This window comes from Salipiger pallidus (assembly GCF_014643635.1).
Lineage (GTDB): Bacteria > Pseudomonadota > Alphaproteobacteria > Rhodobacterales > Rhodobacteraceae > Salipiger > Salipiger pallidus.
The window spans coordinates 76,466-94,883 of the sequence record NZ_BMJV01000006.1; the positions used below are offsets into that span (position 1 = coordinate 76,466).

At 61.4% G+C, this 18,418-nt stretch carries 21 protein-coding genes; 2 read left to right on the plus strand and 19 right to left on the minus strand.

Annotation, left to right across the window (positions count from 1 at the left end; translation table 11 throughout):
- Positions 1-177 precede the first annotated feature (177 nt).
- On the minus strand, positions 178-1,164 hold the full coding sequence (locus IEX41_RS14505) for a 2-hydroxyacid dehydrogenase (protein WP_188790984.1): 987 nt from the start codon (positions 1,162-1,164) through the stop codon (positions 178-180).
- Between the two features lie 138 nt (positions 1,165-1,302).
- On the opposite strand from IEX41_RS14505, the gene IEX41_RS14510 reads away from it, so the two are divergent.
- On the plus strand, positions 1,303-1,797 hold the full coding sequence (locus IEX41_RS14510; RefSeq protein WP_188791272.1) for an SH3 domain-containing protein: 495 nt from the start codon (positions 1,303-1,305) through the stop codon (positions 1,795-1,797).
- Between the two features lie 361 nt (positions 1,798-2,158).
- On the opposite strand, the gene IEX41_RS14515 is transcribed toward IEX41_RS14510, so the two are convergent.
- From IEX41_RS14515 to IEX41_RS14545, 7 genes are all read right to left on the minus strand, one after another.
- The gene (locus IEX41_RS14515) at positions 2,159-4,333 is read right to left on the minus strand and encodes a xanthine dehydrogenase family protein molybdopterin-binding subunit (RefSeq protein ID WP_188790985.1); all 2,175 of its coding nucleotides are present in this window, start codon (positions 4,331-4,333) and stop codon (positions 2,159-2,161) included.
- Between the two features lies 1 nt (position 4,334).
- Complete coding sequence (locus IEX41_RS14520; protein ID WP_188790986.1) at positions 4,335-5,285, minus strand: FAD binding domain-containing protein; 951 nt, start codon at positions 5,283-5,285, stop codon at positions 4,335-4,337.
- Positions 5,282-5,920, minus strand: a complete 639-nt coding sequence (paoA, locus tag IEX41_RS14525; protein WP_188790987.1) for an aldehyde dehydrogenase iron-sulfur subunit PaoA — start codon at positions 5,918-5,920, stop codon at positions 5,282-5,284. Before paoA ends, IEX41_RS14520 begins: the two co-directional genes overlap by 4 nt.
- A gap of 97 nt (positions 5,921-6,017) precedes the next feature.
- The gene (locus IEX41_RS14530; RefSeq protein WP_188790988.1) at positions 6,018-6,392 is read right to left on the minus strand and encodes a hypothetical protein; all 375 of its coding nucleotides are present in this window, start codon (positions 6,390-6,392) and stop codon (positions 6,018-6,020) included.
- 370 nt (positions 6,393-6,762) lie between these two features.
- On the minus strand, positions 6,763-6,951 hold the full coding sequence (locus IEX41_RS21775; protein WP_308421509.1) for a cupin domain-containing protein: 189 nt from the start codon (positions 6,949-6,951) through the stop codon (positions 6,763-6,765).
- Positions 6,952-7,188: 237 nt separating this feature from the next.
- The gene (locus IEX41_RS14540; protein ID WP_188790989.1) at positions 7,189-7,446 is read right to left on the minus strand and encodes an NAD(P)-binding domain-containing protein; all 258 of its coding nucleotides are present in this window, start codon (positions 7,444-7,446) and stop codon (positions 7,189-7,191) included.
- 151 nt (positions 7,447-7,597) lie between these two features.
- Positions 7,598-8,095: an SDR family NAD(P)-dependent oxidoreductase gene (locus IEX41_RS14545; protein ID WP_188791273.1), complete on the minus strand. Its 498-nt coding sequence runs from the start codon at positions 8,093-8,095 to the stop codon at positions 7,598-7,600.
- Positions 8,096-8,476: 381 nt separating this feature from the next.
- Between IEX41_RS14545 and IEX41_RS21910 the strand changes: the two genes are divergently transcribed.
- Positions 8,477-8,656 (plus strand): MerR family DNA-binding transcriptional regulator, encoded by a 180-nt coding sequence (locus IEX41_RS21910; protein ID WP_373285648.1) that lies wholly within the window; start codon positions 8,477-8,479, stop codon positions 8,654-8,656.
- A gap of 138 nt (positions 8,657-8,794) precedes the next feature.
- On the opposite strand, the gene IEX41_RS14555 is transcribed toward IEX41_RS21910, so the two are convergent.
- The 11 genes from IEX41_RS14555 to IEX41_RS14605 all read right to left on the minus strand — a co-directional run bounded on the left by IEX41_RS14555 (position 8,795) and on the right by IEX41_RS14605 (position 18,295).
- Positions 8,795-9,220, minus strand: a complete 426-nt coding sequence (locus IEX41_RS14555; protein WP_188790991.1) for a hypothetical protein — start codon at positions 9,218-9,220, stop codon at positions 8,795-8,797.
- The gene (locus tag IEX41_RS14560; RefSeq protein ID WP_188790992.1) at positions 9,217-10,311 is read right to left on the minus strand and encodes an EscU/YscU/HrcU family type III secretion system export apparatus switch protein; all 1,095 of its coding nucleotides are present in this window, start codon (positions 10,309-10,311) and stop codon (positions 9,217-9,219) included. Before IEX41_RS14560 ends, IEX41_RS14555 begins: the two co-directional genes overlap by 4 nt.
- A gap of 6 nt (positions 10,312-10,317) precedes the next feature.
- Positions 10,318-11,082, minus strand: a complete 765-nt coding sequence (locus IEX41_RS14565) for a flagellar biosynthetic protein FliR (RefSeq protein WP_188790993.1) — start codon at positions 11,080-11,082, stop codon at positions 10,318-10,320.
- Positions 11,079-13,160 carry a flagellar biosynthesis protein FlhA gene (flhA, locus tag IEX41_RS14570; RefSeq protein WP_188790994.1) on the minus strand — a complete coding sequence of 694 codons (2,082 nt, stop codon included), beginning with the start codon at positions 13,158-13,160 and terminating at the stop codon, positions 11,079-11,081. Before flhA ends, IEX41_RS14565 begins: the two co-directional genes overlap by 4 nt.
- A 236-nt stretch (positions 13,161-13,396) precedes the next feature.
- The gene (locus tag IEX41_RS21565) at positions 13,397-14,215 is read right to left on the minus strand and encodes a DDE-type integrase/transposase/recombinase (RefSeq protein WP_229673251.1); all 819 of its coding nucleotides are present in this window, start codon (positions 14,213-14,215) and stop codon (positions 13,397-13,399) included.
- 120 nt (positions 14,216-14,335) lie between these two features.
- The gene (locus IEX41_RS14580) at positions 14,336-14,653 is read right to left on the minus strand and encodes a transposase (protein ID WP_188790995.1); all 318 of its coding nucleotides are present in this window, start codon (positions 14,651-14,653) and stop codon (positions 14,336-14,338) included.
- Between the two features lie 296 nt (positions 14,654-14,949).
- Entirely contained in the window at positions 14,950-15,762 is an 813-nt protein-coding gene (locus tag IEX41_RS14585) for a DUF1217 domain-containing protein (protein WP_188790996.1), read from the minus strand.
- On the minus strand, positions 15,683-16,141 hold the full coding sequence (locus IEX41_RS14590; RefSeq protein WP_188790997.1) for a DUF1217 domain-containing protein: 459 nt from the start codon (positions 16,139-16,141) through the stop codon (positions 15,683-15,685). Before IEX41_RS14590 ends, IEX41_RS14585 begins: the two co-directional genes overlap by 80 nt.
- Positions 16,138-16,542: a flagellar biosynthesis repressor FlbT gene (gene flbT / locus IEX41_RS14595; RefSeq protein ID WP_188790998.1), complete on the minus strand. Its 405-nt coding sequence runs from the start codon at positions 16,540-16,542 to the stop codon at positions 16,138-16,140. The genes IEX41_RS14590 and flbT overlap by 4 nt, the downstream gene beginning before the upstream one ends.
- The gene (flaF, locus tag IEX41_RS14600; protein WP_188790999.1) at positions 16,539-16,916 is read right to left on the minus strand and encodes a flagellar biosynthesis regulator FlaF; all 378 of its coding nucleotides are present in this window, start codon (positions 16,914-16,916) and stop codon (positions 16,539-16,541) included. Before flaF ends, flbT begins: the two co-directional genes overlap by 4 nt.
- A gap of 83 nt (positions 16,917-16,999) precedes the next feature.
- Positions 17,000-18,295: a flagellin N-terminal helical domain-containing protein gene (locus IEX41_RS14605; RefSeq protein WP_188791000.1), complete on the minus strand. Its 1,296-nt coding sequence runs from the start codon at positions 18,293-18,295 to the stop codon at positions 17,000-17,002.
- Between the last annotated feature and the right edge of the window lie 123 nt (positions 18,296-18,418).

The following is an 18,418-nucleotide window of genomic DNA, read 5'->3' on the forward strand; positions in this document are numbered from 1 at the left end:
GATGAGGCTGAAGATGACAGGAAGGAATGACCGAACCCGCCAACGCAATGTGGCGATTCCGTGGCGCATACCCCCGATTTTCCTGAACACTGACAGACCGTTATAACGTTTTACCGTCAATCATGGCAGTATTGCGACGTTTTAATCCGTGAACGACCTGCAGTTTGGCGGCCCGTGTCAGAGCATCGCGGGCACGACCTGATCGGGCGGACGGTGGCCATCGGCAAAGGTCTTTACGTTCAGCAGCACCTTCTCACCCATCTCGATTCGGCCCTCATTGGTGGCCGAGCCCATGTGCGGCAGCATCACCACGTTGGGCATGTTGACGAGATCCGGGTTGCCGGTGATGCCGTGCTGGTAGACATCAAGGCCCGCGCCCGCGATCTCGCCCGCCTTGAGCATCCGCGTGAGGGCGCTTTCGTCGATGACCTCGCCGCGCGAGGTGTTGACGATCACCGCCGAGGGTTTGAGCAGCTTCAGCCGCCGCGCGTTCAGCAGGTGGAAGGTTGAGGGGGTGTGCGGACAGTTGACCGAGATCACGTCCATCCGCGCCACCATCTGGTCAAGGCTTTCCCACCACGTCGCCTCGACCGTCTCTTCGGTTTCGGGGCGCAGGCGGCGGCGGTTGTGGTAGTGGATCTGCATTCCGAAGGCGTGGGCGCGTTTCGCCACCGCCTGCCCGATGCGCCCCATCCCGAGGATGCCCAGCCGCTTGCCCCCCAGCCGTGTGCCCACGAAGCCGGTCGGCGACCAGCCGTCCCAGTCGCCTCGCTGCATGACCGCAAGGCCTTCCTGCATACGCCGGGTGACGGCCAGCATCAGGGCCATGACCATGTCGGCGGTATCGTCGGTCATCACGCCCGGGGTGTTGGACACCAGGATGCCGCGCCGGCGGGCGGTTTCCACGTCGATGTGATCGACCCCGGCGCCGTAGTTGGCGATCAGCCGCAGGCGGGCGTCCGCCTGCCCGATAAGCCCCGCGTCGATCTGGTCGGTGATGGTGGGCACCAGCACGTCGCACGATTGCATCGCTTCGGCCAGCTCGGAGCGGGTCATGGGCGCGTCACTGTCCCTCAGCCGCACGTCGAACAGCTCGCTCAGCCGGGTTTCGACGGCCTCAGGCAGGCGTCGCGTGACGACAACACTCAGTCGCTTGTGCGGCATGGTCCCCCTCCGGTCTCTTTCCATGTCCCCTGTCGGATGGCAGAGTGTCCCAAGGCGAGGCAGCGCACAAGAACCCCGCCGGAAAAACCTGAGCAGGATGCGGACATGACCGGATTTCCCTGGGGCCGTCTTTCCCGGATGCTGGCCCGGATGGTGGCGACCGCCGCGGTGGCCCTGATGGCCGCGCCCGTGGCCGCCGAAGAGGTGCGCGGCCCGGTGACCAACCTTCCTCTGCCGCGCTACGTGTCGCTGAAGGCGAGCGAAAGCAACGTGCGGCGCGGACCGTCTCTGACCCATAGGATCGACTGGATCTACAAGCGCCGCGACATGCCTCTCGAGATCACCGCCGAGCATGGCCACTGGCGCCGGGTGCAGGATTCCGACGGGGCCGGCGGCTGGGTTCACTATTCTCTGCTGTCGGGTGTCCGCACGGTTCTCGTGCAGCAGGACATGCTCGAACTGCATGCCCGCGCCGACGAGAACGCACCGGTGACCGCCAAGCTGGCGCTTGGGGTCATCGCCTACCTTGGCGACTGTGTTGAAACCTGGTGCGTGCTCGAGGCGGGCGGATACGAGGGCTGGGCCCCCAAGACCGCGGTCTGGGGCGTCGACCCCGAAGAATTGCGCAACTGACTCTGGACATGAAAGATCCCTGCCCGACACGATGGCAAGACAGGGACGAGGACGCGATCTGCAGTGCCCAGAGAGAAGCGGGACCGCGGAACATTCATCGGTGATGATGCCCCAGGTCCTGAAGGCTTTGAGCGAGGGGCGAAGCGGCATACGGTCGTCCCCTGAGGCGTTCCGCATGAGATAAGCGCTGCGCTTCGGGGTATGATACGGCGGATGTCGGACGAGATCATGAGCGCCGTTCATCAAAGCCGCGCTGCATGGTGTCCGTAAAAGCGGCGCGGTATCGACAGAGGGCGCAAAATGAAAAAAGAGGCGCCGGAGCGCCTCTTCTCCCATGGTTTCGCCGAACTGGACCCGAGGATCAGACCTCGGGCAGCTGGTCCAGCATGAGGTCCAGCGTCAGCGGATATTCCCGCAGGCGGATTCCCGTGGCGTTGTAGACGGCGTTGGCCACGGCGGCGGCAACACCGCACAGCCCCAGTTCGCCTACGCCCTTCGCCTTCAATGGCGAGGCGACATCATCAAGCGTATCGAGGAATATCACCTCCTGCTCGGGGATGTCCGCGTGCACGGCAACCTCGTAGCTTGCGAGGTCGTGGTTGGCGAACATGCCGCGCCCGGTATCAAGCGCCATGTCCTCGGACAGGGCCGCACCAACGCCCATGACCATGCCGCCGATGACCTGGCTGCGCGCGGTCACCGGATTGATGATCCGGCCCGCATCACAGACTGCCAACATGCGGCGCACGCGGGTTTCGCCGGTGTAGACGTTGACGCCCACCTCGACAAAATGCGCGCCGAACGTGGCCTTCTGGAATTCACCCATAAAGTCGCCCCACTGGATCGAATCCACGGCTTCAACGTCCAGCTCTAGGAACGACTGGCGTTCGTTGCCGCTGCCGACCTGACCGTCAGCAAAGGTCGCCTCCTCGAGGCCGAGTTGTTGGGCGATCTTCTCGCGCAGCGCCATGCAAGCGGCGTAGACGCCCGTCGAGGACGACACTGCGCCGAACTGGCCGCCTGACCCCGAGGACACCGGGTAGGCGCTGTTGCCAAGACGCATTTCCACATCATCCATGGTCAGGCTCATGGTCTCGGCGGCGGTCTGGGCGAGGATCGTGTAAGAGCCGGTGCCGATGTCGGTCATGTCCGTCTCGATCACCAGCTTGCCGTTCTCGATGGCCGCGCGGGCCCCAGAGGGCAGCGCCAGCGCACCGCGGAAGGCCCCGGCAACGCCCTGCCCGATCAGCCAGTCGCCCTCGCGGCGGCTGCCCGGCGCGGGGCGCGAGCTGTCCCAGCCAAACGCTTCCGCGCCCTGTTCGAGGCATTCCGCGAAATGCCGCTCCGAGAAGGGCATGTCAGGGTTCGACGGGGTCACCTGCGTGTCGTTGGCAAGGCGGAAAGCCACAGGGTCCATCTCGAGCGCCTCGGCCATCTCGTCCATGGCGATCTCAAGCGCCATGAGGCCGGCCGCTTCGCCGGGCGCGCGCATGTCCGCGGTTTCCGGCAGGGGCATTTCGGCAAGGTGGTTCTTCACGTGCATCGCTTCGGACGCGTAGAACAGCGGGGTCTGGGCCGTCGCGTTCTCGCCCCGTCCGCCGGGCAGGCAGTAGGACACGTTCTCGTGTGAGATGCCGCGCAGGCTGCCGTCCGGATTTGCCGCAAGGCGGATGCGCTGAACGGTCGCCGACCGGTGGGTGGCGTTGTTCATCATCATCGGACGCGGCAGCGCCAGCTTGACCGGGGCCCCGGCCGCACGGCTGCCAAGCGCCGCAAGGACGGTGTCCGCCCGCAGCCAGAGCTTGCCGCCAAAACCGCCACCGACATAGGGCGATTCAATGCGCACCCGCTCCTTGTTGATGCCCAGCGTGGTCGCGAGCGACCCGTGGGTCCAGTTGATCATCTGGTTGGAAATCCAGCCGGTCAGATCGCCACCGTCGGACCAGTCGACGATCGAGGCGAAGGGCTCCATCATCTGGTGGCTTTCGCCGGGGGTGTGGTACATCTGGTCGATGGTGACCGCCCCGTCACTGAAGGCAGCTTCCATGTCGCCGTACTGCGTGTCCGGCTCGCCGGTGCCTTCCATCCGCTCGAACGCGGCGTCGAGGCTGTAATCGACGGCCTCGCCTTCCTCGTAGCTCACGGTGATGAGGTTCGCGGCGGCTCGGGCCTGCTCGAAGCTGTCGGCCACGACCACGGCGATGGCCTGGTGGTAGTGCATCACCTCGGAGCCGCCGAAGAGGCGCGCCACGTTGTTCATGCCCAGCTCGAGCGGGTCGATGTCCAGCGTGGTTACCACGGCGCGCACGCCCGGCGCGGCCTTGGCAGCCTCGGTGTCCATGGCGGTGATGGTGCCGTGGCCGATGGTGGCGCCGACCGGGTAGCCGTAAAGCTGGCCCTCGACCACGTCATGACGCTCGTAGGCGTAGGGCGCGGCGCCGGTGACCTTGAGCGGACCGTCGATCCTAGTGTGGTCCTTGCCAACGATGGTCGCGCTGTCGAACAGGTTCGTCCCTGCGGGTTCGTTGAACTGCATCTCAGGCCTCCTTCAGCATGGCTGCGAGCGTGCGCTCGGCGAGGGTGATCTTGAAGGCGTTCTCCTCGGTGGGGTTCGCCCCTTCGAGAAGCTTGGCGATGACCGCGCGGGCGCCATTGGGCAGCTCGGCATCGGCCTCGGCACTGCGCCAAGGCTTGGGAGCCACGCCGCCAAGCGCAACGCGTCCGGTGCCGTCCGGCTGACGGATCAACGCAACGGAGACCAGCGCAAAGGCATAAGACGCCCGGTCACGCACCTTGTGGTAGCTTTGCACGCCGCCAACCGGCGCGGGCAGTACCACGTGGGTGATCAGCTCGCCGTCCATGAGGGCGTTCTCCTGCTCGGGCGTGTCGCCAGGCAGCAGGTGGAATTCCTCGAGCGGGATCTGGCGGGTGTTGCCCGAGGGCGTCACGGTTTCCACCACGGCGTCCAGCGCGCGCATGGCCACGGCCATGTCCGAGGGATGCGTCGCGATGCAGGATTCGGACGTGCCGATCACGCCAAGCTGGCGGCTGAATGCACCTTCGCTGAGCGCACCGCAGCCCGAGCCGGGGGCGCGTTTGTTGCAGGGCATGGCGGTGTCGTAGAAATACGGGCACCGGGTGCGCTGCAGCAGGTTGCCGCCCGTGGTCGCCTTGTTGCGCAGCTGCCCGGAGGCACCGGCGGCAATGGCTCGGGTCAGCACCGCGTAATCGCGGCGGATGCGGTCGTCGGCCATCAGCGTGGTGTTGGTCACCAGCGTGCCAATGCGCAGGCCGCCTTCGTCGGTTTCGGTGATCTCGTCGAGGCCGAGACCGTTGACGTCGATCAAGTGCACCGGCGCTTCGATCTGCAGCTTCATGAGGTCGAGCAGGTTGGTTCCCCCGGCGACGAACTTGGCCCCCTCTACCTCCGCGGCACGGGCCGCTGCGGCTGCGGCATCAGTGGGTTTCTCGTAGCTGAAGGCTTTCATGCGCTCTCCTCCGCGACCTGCGTGATGGCGGCCAGAATGTTGGAATAGGCGCCGCAGCGACAGATGTTGCCGGACATGCGCTCGCGGATTTCTTCGTCGGTGATGGCAATCTCGGCCGTCAGGTCGCCCGTGACATGGGACGGGATGCCGGCGCGGATCTCTTCAATGACGGACCGTGCGGACTGGATCTGGCCAGGAGTGCAGTAGCCGCACTGAAAGCCGTCGTTCTCGACAAAGGCGGTCTGCATCGGGTCCATGGCCTCGGGTGTGCCGATGCCCTCGATGGTCTCGATCTCGTCTCCGTCATGCATGACGGCCAGCGACAGGCAGGAGTTCACGCGGTTGCCGTTCACACTGCAGGTGCAGGCCCCGCACTGGCCGTGATCGCAGCCCTTCTTGGTGCCGGTCAGCTGCAGGTGTTCGCGCAGCGCATCCAAAAGCGTGGTGCGGTTGTCGACGGTGACCTCGCGGGCCTCGCCGTTGACGGTCAGCGATACGGTGGTGGTTTCCGAACCGGCGGGGGTGGCACCGGATTGCGCACCAGCCTTGCCGGTGAAGCCTGCGGAGACGGCTGCGGCGGCGGATCCTGCCAGCAGCGTGCGCCGGCGGACCTGGAATTCGATGGGTGGGGGCATGGTGCGTCCTTCCTGTCATTCTTGTGGGCGGCGGTCCTTCACCGTTGAAAGATAGCCCGTGGTTCCGCATTTAAAGTCTCGGTGCCCAGCTGATTGCCTAATGGCAGTCATGAGCGAGATTCATCGATCCGCCGGACGAGCCTGCCGACGGTCGCGAACGGCCATCGCTGCAAGGCAAGGACGGCTGAAAGTCATGGTCATCCAGATCGCCTGATGCCGGTGCTTTAAGAGGTCTCCGGGCCGGGTGCCGGAGATCAGGATCGAGATCAGCGCGATGCCCAGCGCCGAGCCGGTGTCGTGGGGTATTGTTGCCAGCCGATCGCATGACGGCACGATCTGCATGGCCGGGCGAGGCGCTGAGGATGCCGTTCGACACCCCCGCCAGAAGCGGCCCCGGCAGCACCGCCCACCACGCCATCCCCTGGCCGGTGAACAGCAGCAGCCGGGCCACCACACAGCCGAGGATCAGCATGGACCCGCTTTGCGCCAACGCCTCCTCCACCGAGAACAGCGCGGTGGCCCAGAGCCCCCGACAAAGCTGCGCCGCCGGCCCGGCGTGGCACCGAAGGCCCCTGCGGTCAGCAGCCCGCCGGCATGGCGCTCATCACCCGGGCCTGCTCTCCGCTGCAGAGGCCCTGCGACAGCTTCATCGCCTCCAGCGCCGTCAGCGGCGGCGAGAAGGTCGCAAGCGACACCAGCCACCAGTGCCGCCACGGCAAGGGGGGCGGTCGGTCATGTCTTTGGGTCTTTCGGGACGGATCGCCCCAGAAATGCAGAAGGCCGCCCCTCGGGGGCCATAACGGGTCCATCATCACCGGAGGGTGGACCTCCGGCCTGCGGCATCAGCCGTTGTACTCTTCGTCCGAGACCTTCTCCATCCAGGTCACCGGCGAGCCGTCGATGCTTTCCTGAACGGCGATATGGCTCATGGCGTTCTCGGGCGAGGCGCCGTGCCAGTGCCTTTCACCGGCGGCAAAGAACACCACGTCGCCCACGGTCACTTCCTTGATCGGGCCGCCTTCGCGCTGCACGCGGCCACGGCCATAAGTGATGATGATGGTCTGGCCGGCGGGGTGCGTGTGCCCGGCTCAAAGGTCACGTGGGCGCCGGAGGTGCGGCCCGGTTCGTCGGCCTGGAACATCTTCTCGAGACGAACGGTCCCCGAGAAAGTTCCTTCCGAGCCTTACATCGACGGGGTCCCTCCGCGGCGAGTGATTTTCATGGCTTGGTCCTTTATGTTCTGCGCCTCAGTGCACCTTTATCACTCTTTAGGCCCACGACGCCGGCCTGGGCTGGATATGGGCCAGCTCGTCCATCGCTAGGGCGAAGGATTCGACATTGCGCACATTGTGCAGCCCGCCGGTCTCCGCCCGCTCGAACCCAATGACGCGGGCGAGGCCGAAGGCGACCTCCTTGGCCCGGGCGTCGTCGCCGTAGAGCATGACATGCGGCGGCTCGATACTGCCCTTCGCGCCGTGGACGGTGTGGAAGCTTTCGGACAGCGTGGTCGACAAGGCTGATTTCATCTTTGGCCTCCTCTGCCTGCTGGACCCGAAAGCATGTCCGTCATCGGAAGGTATCTCTTTCGCCTGCGGCAAAGGAAAAGGGCTGCCGAGGTCTTCCCCGTCACGAAACGGCTTCATCAATCGGTGAATGCGGGGGGCGCACGGCCTCCTATCAACAAGGCAAAACGCCTTGATCGTTGCAGAATGTGCTCGTGGTCACGTCCGCGTCTAGCGCCACGCGCAGCGTGTAGGCGGCGGCCCGTTGCGTGGTGCGGTCGGGCCGAAAACCGGTGACTTCCATCGCGGTGAAGCCGGGGCAGATGGCGCTGATCTTGCCCCTCTGCCCCACCAGCGCCACCAGCTGGCTGACCGTCAGCGCGTTCAGCACCGCCCTGAAGGCCGCGTAGGTGGTCAGCAGCATTTGCCTGCATTGCCGCCCCGGCTCATGGCGCAGGCCGAGGGACGCCAATGCTGACGACAAATGCACGATGCGGTCATCGTCGCTGGCCGTCAGCAGAAGCAGTATCCCACCGGCCACGCACAAGGTGCCCCCAAAGTTAAGCTGAAGCGTGCGCTTCATGTTCTTGACCGACGACAGGTGCGGGTCAAAAGCAAGGTCAGTGCCCGCGTTGTTCACTGAGAGTTCTAGGCGACCGAATTCGGCCTCAATCCGTGCCTTGGCCCCGGTGACGCTGGCCTAGCCTGTGGCGGCGATTTGCAAGGGAAGTGACCGCAAGACCTTCCTTGATCAAGGGTGCGGCGGCGACCTTGCCCTTCTCCAGATCACGGCCGCCAGCAGGGTGTTCACCTTGGCGGGCGCCAGCCGGGCGACGATGCCCCGGTTTGCGCCGGCGACCAGCGCGATATTCTGTGGTTCGGTCGTATGGCGGAGACACCCCCTATCCTGCGGCCCGGCTCGGAGGGAGGAAGCGCCGAATCCGATTCACTCCGACGGGGGTGCCAGAAGACTTGCGGGGCAAAGCCGGATGCCCTCATGGAACCTCAAATTAACTTGGGATGAAGTGAAGTTTGCAGGATGCCGACAACGGCTATGCCCCGCTTTCCGAGTGTCGGACATGTGGCCCGGCGTAGCGGCGTCGCCGTCTCCCCGCTACGTCTTTACGACGGCGAGGGCCTGATCGCGTCACAGCGCAGTGACGGAAACCAGCGCGCTAACGGACGCGGCGAGCTGCGCCGCATCCTGTCGTCACGCAGCAAGGCGCGGCGATGAAACGGGCAGAGGATCTGCCTTTGCCTTCCCTCATGCAACCGGCACCGCCAGTCCTGATCGCCGGCGGCAGGATACACGCAGCCATGAGGACTGCTCTTCAATAAAACTCGAACCCGTTGCGGTGGATGCGCTTGCCGCTCAAGGATCCGCATCACGGCTGAACAGTCGCGACAGGTCTTCAAGCGTTCGCTCCTCTCTCTTGTGGCGCGCCTCAGCAAGGTCCGTCCTGCCTTGTGCGACGAGGCTCCGGGCAGCCTCGTCCCGGGAGAAGGCCTTGCGCGCCGCAACGAGGCTGTGCGCCTGCTTGGCCCGGCTGAGGGCGATCTCTCGGTTGATCTCTCCACGCCGTCGGGCCAGCCACCCCTGCCAGAGCGTGTCCGCGCCCATGAGCCTGCGAGTGTCGAGGGAGTCGGTCTGCGCATGTGCCGCCTGTCTCATGGCGTCGATGCGGCCCAGTTCCGCCGCGAGGCCGGCTTCTTCGGCGCGGTCGCGGCGGTAGCCTTCGAGAGCACGTTCCCGAATGAGGGAGGTCACATTCAGCAATGCCTTGAGGTCTTCGCTCATCTCTTGCCCTTCAGGCTGTCACCCATCTTGCGCCGCATGTCCTCGGCAAAGCGGATCGCCGCAGCGACGGGTTTGTAATGTTCCGGCTGGATCTGAACACCGATTTCGGTTGTGGCGTGCAAGGCACGGGCAGTGGGCGGATCATGGTGAATGGGAACCCCGTTTTCTTCCGCCACCTCGCGGATCTTCAGCGCTACAGCGTCAAGGCCCTTGGCTACGCAAACCGGCGCTTCGCCCCCCTTCCGGCTCCATTTGAGGGCGACGGCGTAGTGGGTCGGGTTCACGATGATCACATCAGCGTCGGGCACATCGCCCATCATCTGGTTCAGTGCCAGCTCCTGCGCGCGGGCGCGGCGGTGCTGCTTGAACATCGGATCACCTTCGGATTCCTTGTATTCGTCCCGCAACTCCTTCTGGGACATACGATTGCGCCGCATGTGTTCGGCCCGTTGCCACAGGTAATCGATCGCCCCGAGCCCGACCGCGATGATCGCGGCGATGGACAGAAGCTGCACCATAAGCCTGCCAAGCACCACCGCAGCCTCACGATGGCTCGACCGCACCAGCCCAGCGATCTCATCCAGGCGTCCCGAGAGGAAGACCCCGAGCAGCACCGAATAGAGCACCAGCTTCGCAAAGCTCTTGACGAACTCGAACAGGCCGCGACGCCCGAATTTGTTCTTTGCGTTCTCGATGATTGACAGGCGGTTGAACTTGAACGCCAGCTTGGAGCCCGTGAAGACAAGCCCCTGGGTCGCGAACAACGCCAGAAGCACCATAATCGCCGGGATCACCAACCACGGCAGCACCGGAGTAAGCACTGCAAGGATCAGGCCACCAGTCGGCGCTGCGGAGTGGCCGGAAAAGAACAGCGACCTGAGCCGGTCCGGCTGTTCGATGAGCGGCATCAACACCGTTCCGAACTGCATCAACGACATGCTGCCCAGCACGACCGCCGTCCCCAGCATGGACAGGTAGAGCACGGCCGTCAGCAGATCCGTAGATCGCGGAATTTCCCCTTTCTTGCGTGCATCCTCCAGCTTTCGCTGAGAGGCCTCATGTGACTTTTCTCCGCTGTCCTCCTCCGCCATGCCGACCTACCACCCGGGGTTCGACAGGAAAGCGTCCATCCTGGACAGCCAGACCGCGAGCATTACCGGTGCGCTCAGGAACAGCAGGCCGAGAGCCCCGAGGGTGATGACCGGGGCGCCGACGAAGGCCACCATGAGCTGTGGCATGGCCTTGTTTATGAAGCCAAGCGTGAGATTGTAGAGCACTGACAGCACCACGAATGGCGCGGCCAGCGTGAAGGCCAGCGCAAAGCTCCGTGTGACTTGCGTGCGCCCCGCTTCGGCAATGGCTGCGGGGTCGGGAAAGCTCAGAGCCGGCAAAAGATCGTATGACAGGATCAGGAAGGAAGCGACCTTAGCGTGGAAGCCGCTCAGCATCAGCAGGGCGAGCGCCGAGACATTCAGGAGATGTCCGATGGCCGGCATCGGGTCAGCCCCACTGTTGCCCAGCAGCTGCGCCAGCGACGTGGATTGCGCCGCGATGCTGCCGGCTACCTGGAGTCCATGGATGATCAGGCGAAGCCATATGCCCAGGACAAGACCGTTCACACTTTCGGTCAGGATCGCCAGAAGCAGTTGCGGCAAGCTGTCCGGAGGGGTGATGAGTTCGGCGGTGGCCGGCAGGATGGCAACGGTCAGCATGAAGCCGATGACGACGCGGACACGGGCGGAAACGACCTGCTCACCAAAGCCCGGCAGGAACGAAACCATCGCGACCACTCGAAAGAACACCACGGCCGCCAGCCAGAGCAGTGCGCTTCCCTCTTCTATCAGCTCTGGCAAAAAGCTCATCCGGCCACCACGCCGACAAGGGAAGGCCGCGCTTCAATGCCGATTTCCTCGAATGACAGGACCGGGTTGCTGATCCCCTTCGCAGACAGGATCGTGCGAAGGAAACGGCGGCGACGGGCGCTTGTGACGAGGGCCGGAAAAATCCCCCTGTTTCCTGCCAGGTTGATCTCGGACGCGACACCGGTGGTGAGGGAGTCGAACAGATCCGGTGGCAGTGCCACATCGAGCCCGCCTCGCGCGCTTTCCACCTGGTAAGTCGAGAAGGTATCTTCCCATTCGGGAGCAAGCTGGATCAGTGGGATCGTTCCGTCATTGCGCCGCATGGCCGCCACCAGCTGGAAGCCAAGCCGTTGGCGGACATGTTCGCAGATCTGATCGACTCCGATCTGCTGGCCCTTGACCTCCGAGATCGCCTCGAGGACGAGGGGCAAGTTGCGGACGCTGACCTGCTCCTCGAGCAGCAGGCGCAAAACCTGGTGTAGCGTGTCAATCGACACTTTTTCGGGGATGAGCTCATCGAGAAGGCGCCGGTTCGCTTCGGCCCTGGAGGTATTGGTGAGCGACACCATCTCATCGAGCAATCGGCGCAATGCCTTGAGCGTCAGAAGCCGGCCGAAATTGCGCTTAATGACCTCGAGCAGGTGAGTCGCAAGAACCTCGGTCGGTGTTATTATGGTCGCACCGGTGATCGCAGCACGGTCCTGATCTTGCGGCTTGATCCAGCGTGCGGGCGCCCCGTAGACAGGTTCGTCCACGTCGCGACCGGACGGAAGACGTGTCTTGTCATCGCCGATGAGGGCCAGCACCATGTCTGGATTGATTTCGCCCCGCGCCACCTCGACCCCATGGATGCGGATTACGTAGATCCCGGTATCAAGGGCTGGCGCATCAGTAAGCCGGATCTCCGGCAGGACGACGCCAAAGCCCGATGCCACATGCCGCCGCATGTTCCCGATACGGACATCCAGTCCAACACCGGGATCCAGAACCATGTTCACGAGATCCGGTGCAAATTCGACATGGATCTCGTCGACATCCAGTATGTCACCGATTGGTCGCTCCGTCGGGGCATCGACCACCTCAGCTCCTTCTGAAAGCTCTGGCTCATCCGGGGTGCGCCGCGCCATGTAGATGGCGAGGCCGCCAAGAACACCTGCACCGAGTATGAACGGCAAGAATGGCAGACCTGGCACAAGCGCGAACAGCGCCATAAGCACACCAACGGTGCCAAGCGCCGCAGGATGCCGTGCCAACTGCCCGGCCACGGCGGCATCCGTCGCCCCGATCGCCCCACCGCGGGCCAGCAAGAGCCCCGATGCGATCGAGATGATGACCGCCGGGATCTGCGTCACGAGCCCATCGCCAACTGTAAGTATCGCGTAGGTTTCAAAGGCATTCGACAGGGCCATCCCTTGCCCGAACACCCCCATGGCCATGCCCATCACAAAGTTCAGAAGAGTTATCAAAAGGCCTGCCACAGCGTCGCCTTTCACGAACTTGGACGCACCATCTAGAGAGCCGAAAAATGTGGTTTCCTGCTGTTCACGTTCGCGACGCAGTTTAGCTTCCGCATGATCGATGGCTCCTGCGGCCATGTCGCTGTCGATCGCAAGCTGCTTGCCCGGCATCGCGTCAAGCGCAAACCGGGCTCCCACCTCGGCCATACGCGCCGCACCCTTGGTGATCACTGCGAAATTGACGATCATCAGAACCCCGAAGACCACCAGGCCCAGGAAAACGCTGCCCCCCATCACGAAGTTCGCAAAGCCTTCGATCACGTTCCCTGCGGCGGAAGTTCCGGTATGCCCCTGCCCGATGATGAGCTTCGTCGAGCTGACGTTCAGCGAAAGGCGTAGCATCAAAGACGCCAGCAAGATGGTCGGGAACGCCGAAAAATCGAGAGGCCGCTCGATGAAAAGTGTCACGGTGAAAATCAAGATGGCCAGCCCGAAAGATGCTGCAAGCCCCACATCCAGCACCCAGTACGGTACGGGCAGAATCATCATCACGATGACGGCCATGAGGGCTACCGCGAGCAGAACTGTCGGTCGGAACAAGGTCGAAGTGGCTTTTTCCATCTTCAGCTACGCCCGAAAACGCCGGTTCTGCGCCATTTTTGAAGGGCTACCCCCGATTGCCCTCCTTCTGGAAGACCCATCGCCAAAATCATCTTCATCCCCTCAAGCCGAACTCATGGCTCCTGTCTAAGAGAGAAACGATTGATACTTAGTTATTTTGAGCACCTCCCTGATGATCGAACACTGACGTGAGCTTCGGTCTGACGTTTTCACGTCTCCAAGAACGAGGCGATAATTCATGTTGAAACGAAGAACCCTGGCTCAGGCTCTAAGGCTCGGGTGGCGCTGAGAGTAGTGAAAAGCGAGCGCACCGTGTCGAAGCTGGGCGCGGAATACGTCGCGCATCCAATGATGATCCAGTCACCGATGGCGCGCATCACTTGCTGGATGGTCTCAAAACGGTGGCGATGCACGCATTGCTTCTTCAGCGTCCGGATGAAGCGTTCGACCATGTCGTTCTGCTGGGGACAGTGTGGCGTGATGAACGCCTGCTTCAGGCCGTAGCTGCGGGCGATCCTGGTGAAGTGGTGGCTGGTGAAGATCAGACCGTTGTCCGACCTCAGCAGGAACTCTTCCTCGACCTTGCTCAAAGTGCCGAACCGGGCGATCAGGGCGTGTTCGAGGGCGGCGCTGGCGGTCGTGGCTTTGCCGGACTTCGACAGGTGCCAGCCCAGCAACTCGCTGGTGTGGCAGTCGATCAGTGAGGAGGGTCTTGAAACGGTCCGGGGGACCGTTTCACCGACGAACGCCAAGGAAGCCCAGCCGTCCTTGTCCGTCCAGATACGGGCGAGATCCGTCGACCAGCGCTCGTTCGGCGCAGCCGCAACCGACGGCACGGCCTGGATGCGGGGCCGCATGCCACGGCACGCTTGCGCACCCGTCGCCCGGCAGGCGCATGCGCAGCATGCTGCCGAGAGGGGCCAGCCCTTGATCTGGAAGATCCGCTGCATGGTGTTCTTGTTGAACTCCAGGAGCCAAGCCACGGTCCGATAGCCAAAGAACGGCTCTTCCTCGATCAGCTTCTTGATCGGCTCGGAAAAGCGGGCCTCGACCATAGGCGCAGCCTTCACCGGCTTGTAGTAGACCGTCCGCCTCGGGATGCCGAAACCAGGCACACAGCTTGGCGACCGACACAACGACGCCCTCGGCAATGAGGCCCTGCTGGATGCGACGGATCACTTCCCGTCCTGCGCATCCAGCAGGGCTTGAAGCTTTCTTCGCGCCCGCAGCTCCAGCACGGCCTCGCCATAGGCGTCCTGCAGGTCCCGGAGCTGCTTCTCGTATTGCTCGCGGATGTCGAGCGGTTTGGCGCGCAGCGAGTTCTCGATGCCGCGCTTGGCATCCTCTACCCCGCCCTCGATCTCGGAGAGCGTCAGGTCGAAGGACCGGCTTGCCTCCGACACGGTCGTCTTGCCTTGGGTGGTCTCAATGACGAGCCTCGTCTTACGCTTCGCCGTCCACCGTATGATGCTGTCGTCCATCGTCTTACTCATGGCTACATTCTCCCTTGTAGCATGAGCAGGTCTTCAGTGGGTCGATGCAGCTGCGCGTTACCGCCAGCACGTCTCCCGCGTCACTTCAGGAATTCGCCAACACAACTTTCTGATACTCTTCTCCCCAGGCATGAGATGGAGCTCACCTCGTACCCGAACCCATCATCGAAAGTATGGGGTCGAGACGACGCTTACAAGAGATCAGATCAGATATGGTCACCGCTTGTTTTCAAGCGGTGAATTAGCGGCATCTAACCAACTCAATGAGTTCCGAGTGTAAACATTATAGTGAACATTTACGACTTCAACAAGTTCAATGCGATAGAGCCACCACCCGTACTATCAGTACTGGAAGCTAGATCTTGCAAGAGGTAGGCGCCGATCAGTTTCTGAACATTTCCCATATCCTCCAGATCGCTAAATGAAGAAATACCAAATTTTCGTTCAGATTTTTCCTTTAAAACATCTATCTGCTTGTCTATATCTATTTGACTGAAACCGTTTGGAAGATTCAACGCTTTCTCAAACACCGTGCGCATAGATTGACTGCCAAGCACACTGTACCACTTGGCATTTTCACTTATGTCACTTGAGGATAGGTCTGGAATAGATCTCTGAAATTTCAAAGCTATTCCAATGGATGGATCCACGCCTCCAACCGCGCCCTCAAAGAGCTGCCATCTGTATTGATTTTCAATGTTGTCTACAAAAGATGCATTTTGTAGGGCAGTAGTCGGAACAGCTTTATCAAATTCAAACGCATGCGCCAACATCTTCAGCTTCGTGTCTGCCAAAATGTTTGCCAACGCCCCAGGATCACTCGAACCCTCCTCCAGTACACGCCTCAGAACAGTTTGACTATTCCTCCTGTCCTCTATACCGAAGGCTTTAATAACAATTTCTTTTAGAACATAATCGTTCAGCAGGTCTTCAGCTGAACTAACTTCCCCTATCGCTTCAAAGAAATAACTTTTATTGCTTCGGATACTCTCCCTAGCTTCCTGCTCAAAAGTAGCGGCGTAGGTGGGGTCATTCAGATATTGATCTCCTTTGTGTCTCCTCAAGATCTGAAAGCATGGATGCTTCATATCTTTGAAAGATAGAGACACCAAACCCCTCCTCTTGCGTCTTGTGAAAAACTGTTTCACTGAAATCAAGGATATTCGCCAAAGCAGTATAGGCACTGTTGCCCAGCCTACTTACAAGAGAGCCCTCCGCATCAGGGTCTTCTTCGAGGACTCTTTGAATAAGAAATTTGCTTTCAATTTGATCTTGTAGGCCGAAAGCTGATAGCGTGACATTAAGGAGGCGGCGGTTCTCGACGAGATTTTCAGCGGTCGCAATCGACCCAATGTTCTCTCGGAAATACTTTGATTCTCGAGCAATCTCGGGACTATTATCAAAGGCTGCCTTCTGGGTGGAGATTGTTCTTTGCAGCATTTGCCAGCCGACGAGGCCACTTCCGGAGATCATAGGCGTATAAGTCATTGCTTGGCAGCGGCGAGTAGCCGGTCCTCTCTTGGTATGAGTGCCCTGAGCGCCTTGAGGCACTGGTAGAATTGACCTTCCAGCAAAGATTCGGTGGCATTACTCAGAATCTTTCGGCTGTCTGTGTCTGTAAGAATTTGACTGAGCTCTTCAATGTTTTGAAGGAGCTGAAGTTTGGCCGCACCCGCGTCGGCATCACCGGTCAAAACCAATTGCGCCGTGTAGCACAAGCGCCGTACCGGCGTCCGCGCATCTTCTGGATGGATCGCGTCCCTTAGTCGGAGAATGTTTGCATTCGGTGTCACTATGGACAGGCGACTGCGTCTGTCACCATTCTCGATGACGGCGCCGTTTATCAATACACGTTCGCGAGGCCCCAATTTTAGGACGAGCCCGGTCATTTACTTATGCTCCTGCCGCTCAAGCCACGCATGATTGAGGCGTTTACTTCTAGGATCGGAGCGAGACGAGCCTTACGCTGCAAAATCTTGCCAGTTTGGGCTTGCACAAATTCAGAAAGATAGAAGATCTGTGCGCGCAGGTCTTGTGGCAGCTCGTTCTTTTCATCTGCGACATCGACTGCGAGCGCTATCCAGAGGCGGCGGTTCTCATACAAGGCTTCAACGAGTCGCGGATAGGACTTTGGCCCATCTTCGGCGGCGGCCTTGATCTGGTGAGTGACGCGGGCGAAGAGTTCGTACTCGATACCTCGGTCGGTCCGGGTAGTTGTAACGGATTGGGCGTAGGCGCGGTGCGCCATTGTCTGAGCATTCACGGCAGAACCTTCTGACTCTGTTTCTAAGACTGATGATGGTCATGAAACCGGAGGCCGGAATAACCGGCCTCCAAGACTCTGCCTTAGCGGAAGAGCGAGAGCAGAGACTGCGGTGCCTGGTTGGCGATCGAGAGTGCTTGAACACCCAGCTGTTGCTGCACCTGAAGGGCCTGCAGACGCGCAGATGCCTCTTCCATGTCAGCGTCAACAAGGGTGCCGATGCCGGACTTCAGCGCATCAGTGAGACCCGAGATGAAATCAGTCTGGGTTTCAATTCGGCCTTGGACCGAACCGAACGAGGAGGCCGAGTCGATGGCCGTCTGGATCAGCCCTTCGATTGAAGTGAGCGCGGTGTCGACACCTGACTGAGTGGTCACGTCGATATCCGACAACGCCTCCAAGCGCCCACCGATTGTCGTCCCGGCACCTGTTGTCGCGTCTGCAACAACCGTGTCGAAGCTAAGCTGGATCGTATTCGTACCATCTGTTCCACCGGCGAAAGACAGGGTATCGCCATTGCGCGAGACTGAGAGTGTCGCCGCATCTATACCTTCCTCCGCCAGGTACTGGTTGAATGAAGCCTCGAGACCGGCCGCAACGTCGTCCATCGTGTCACCGTCACGTGCAACGAACTTGATCTCCGTGGTGGCCATACCGGCCTGCGTGTTGGCACCGGTGGTATTCAAGCCAGTCAAGGTACCCACGCCGACGACCCGGATAGCATAGCCCGTGCCAGCGGTAGGGGCGATACCGTTGGTCCCTAGGTCCATACTGCCAGTCGTGGTCGCATTCAGCGTGACTTGGTCAGCACCGGTACCTTCCGTGTAGGTACCGCCTGTGGCTGCAATCGAGCTTGCACTGGTGCCGAGGTCCTGTTTCGCAACGTTGATGTCGGAGGCAGCAACTCCGGTCGCCGACCGATCAAGCGATGCCAGCACGTTGACTGAACCGGTTCCGGCTTCGAAATTGGTATTGTCGATCAGGTTCAGGCCGTTGAACTGAGCGGCGCCCACGACCGCCGAGATCTGATCGCGAAGAGCATCGATATCGACCTGAATCTTGTCCCGGTCGACGTTCTCTTCCTGTGCCGCGACGATCTTGCCCTTCACCTCGGTGAGCAGGTCAGTCACCGTCTCGGCGGCCTGGCGAGCAACCGCAACCGTCGACTCGCCGAGGTTCAGGCTATCGGAAATACCTTTAAAGCCTTTTACGTCAGCTTCCATGGTCTTGGAGATGGCCCAGACTGCGGCATTGTCCTTGGCGCTTGCGACGGATTTACCGGTCGAGATTTCAGCTTGGGTGGTGGCAAGGTTACCATTGATGGATTTGAGGGTTTGCAGCGCCACCATGGCGCCATTGTTCGTCAGGATGCTAGACATGGATATTTCGTCCTTACAATCATGCGGTGCTTTGCACCGATTGGGAGTTGTGCCGGAACCGGCGTCCTTGACGTCTTTCTGACGAAGGCAGTCGGAGCGTCACGCTCCCTGCGCCATCCAACT

Excerpts from the sequence above, each read along its gene's own strand:
- IEX41_RS14505 (WP_188790984.1), bottom strand. The coding sequence starts at position 1,164 with ATGCCGCACAAGCGACTGAGTGTTGTCGTCACGCGACGCCTGCCTGAG.
- IEX41_RS14510 (WP_188791272.1), top strand. The coding sequence starts at position 1,303 with ATGCTGGCCCGGATGGTGGCGACCGCCGCGGTGGCCCTGATGGCCGCG.
- IEX41_RS14515 (WP_188790985.1), bottom strand. The coding sequence starts at position 4,333 with ATGCAGTTCAACGAACCCGCAGGGACGAACCTGTTCGACAGCGCGACC.
- IEX41_RS14520 (WP_188790986.1), bottom strand. The coding sequence starts at position 5,285 with ATGAAAGCCTTCAGCTACGAGAAACCCACTGATGCCGCAGCCGCAGCG.
- paoA (WP_188790987.1), bottom strand. The coding sequence starts at position 5,920 with ATGCCCCCACCCATCGAATTCCAGGTCCGCCGGCGCACGCTGCTGGCA.
- IEX41_RS14530 (WP_188790988.1), bottom strand. The coding sequence starts at position 6,392 with ATGCTGATCCTCGGCTGTGTGGTGGCCCGGCTGCTGCTGTTCACCGGC.
- IEX41_RS14540 (WP_188790989.1), bottom strand. The coding sequence starts at position 7,446 with ATGAAATCAGCCTTGTCGACCACGCTGTCCGAAAGCTTCCACACCGTC.
- IEX41_RS21910 (WP_373285648.1), top strand. The coding sequence starts at position 8,477 with ATGCCCCGCTTTCCGAGTGTCGGACATGTGGCCCGGCGTAGCGGCGTC.
- IEX41_RS14555 (WP_188790991.1), bottom strand. The coding sequence starts at position 9,220 with ATGAGCGAAGACCTCAAGGCATTGCTGAATGTGACCTCCCTCATTCGG.
- IEX41_RS14560 (WP_188790992.1), bottom strand. The coding sequence starts at position 10,311 with ATGGCGGAGGAGGACAGCGGAGAAAAGTCACATGAGGCCTCTCAGCGA.
- IEX41_RS14565 (WP_188790993.1), bottom strand. The coding sequence starts at position 11,082 with ATGAGCTTTTTGCCAGAGCTGATAGAAGAGGGAAGCGCACTGCTCTGG.
- flhA (WP_188790994.1), bottom strand. The coding sequence starts at position 13,160 with ATGGAAAAAGCCACTTCGACCTTGTTCCGACCGACAGTTCTGCTCGCG.
- IEX41_RS21565 (WP_229673251.1), bottom strand. The coding sequence starts at position 14,215 with ATGGTCGAGGCCCGCTTTTCCGAGCCGATCAAGAAGCTGATCGAGGAA.
- IEX41_RS14580 (WP_188790995.1), bottom strand. The coding sequence starts at position 14,653 with ATGAGTAAGACGATGGACGACAGCATCATACGGTGGACGGCGAAGCGT.
- IEX41_RS14590 (WP_188790997.1), bottom strand. The coding sequence starts at position 16,141 with ATGACTTATACGCCTATGATCTCCGGAAGTGGCCTCGTCGGCTGGCAA.
- flbT (WP_188790998.1), bottom strand. The coding sequence starts at position 16,542 with ATGACCGGGCTCGTCCTAAAATTGGGGCCTCGCGAACGTGTATTGATA.
- IEX41_RS14605 (WP_188791000.1), bottom strand. The coding sequence starts at position 18,295 with ATGTCTAGCATCCTGACGAACAATGGCGCCATGGTGGCGCTGCAAACC.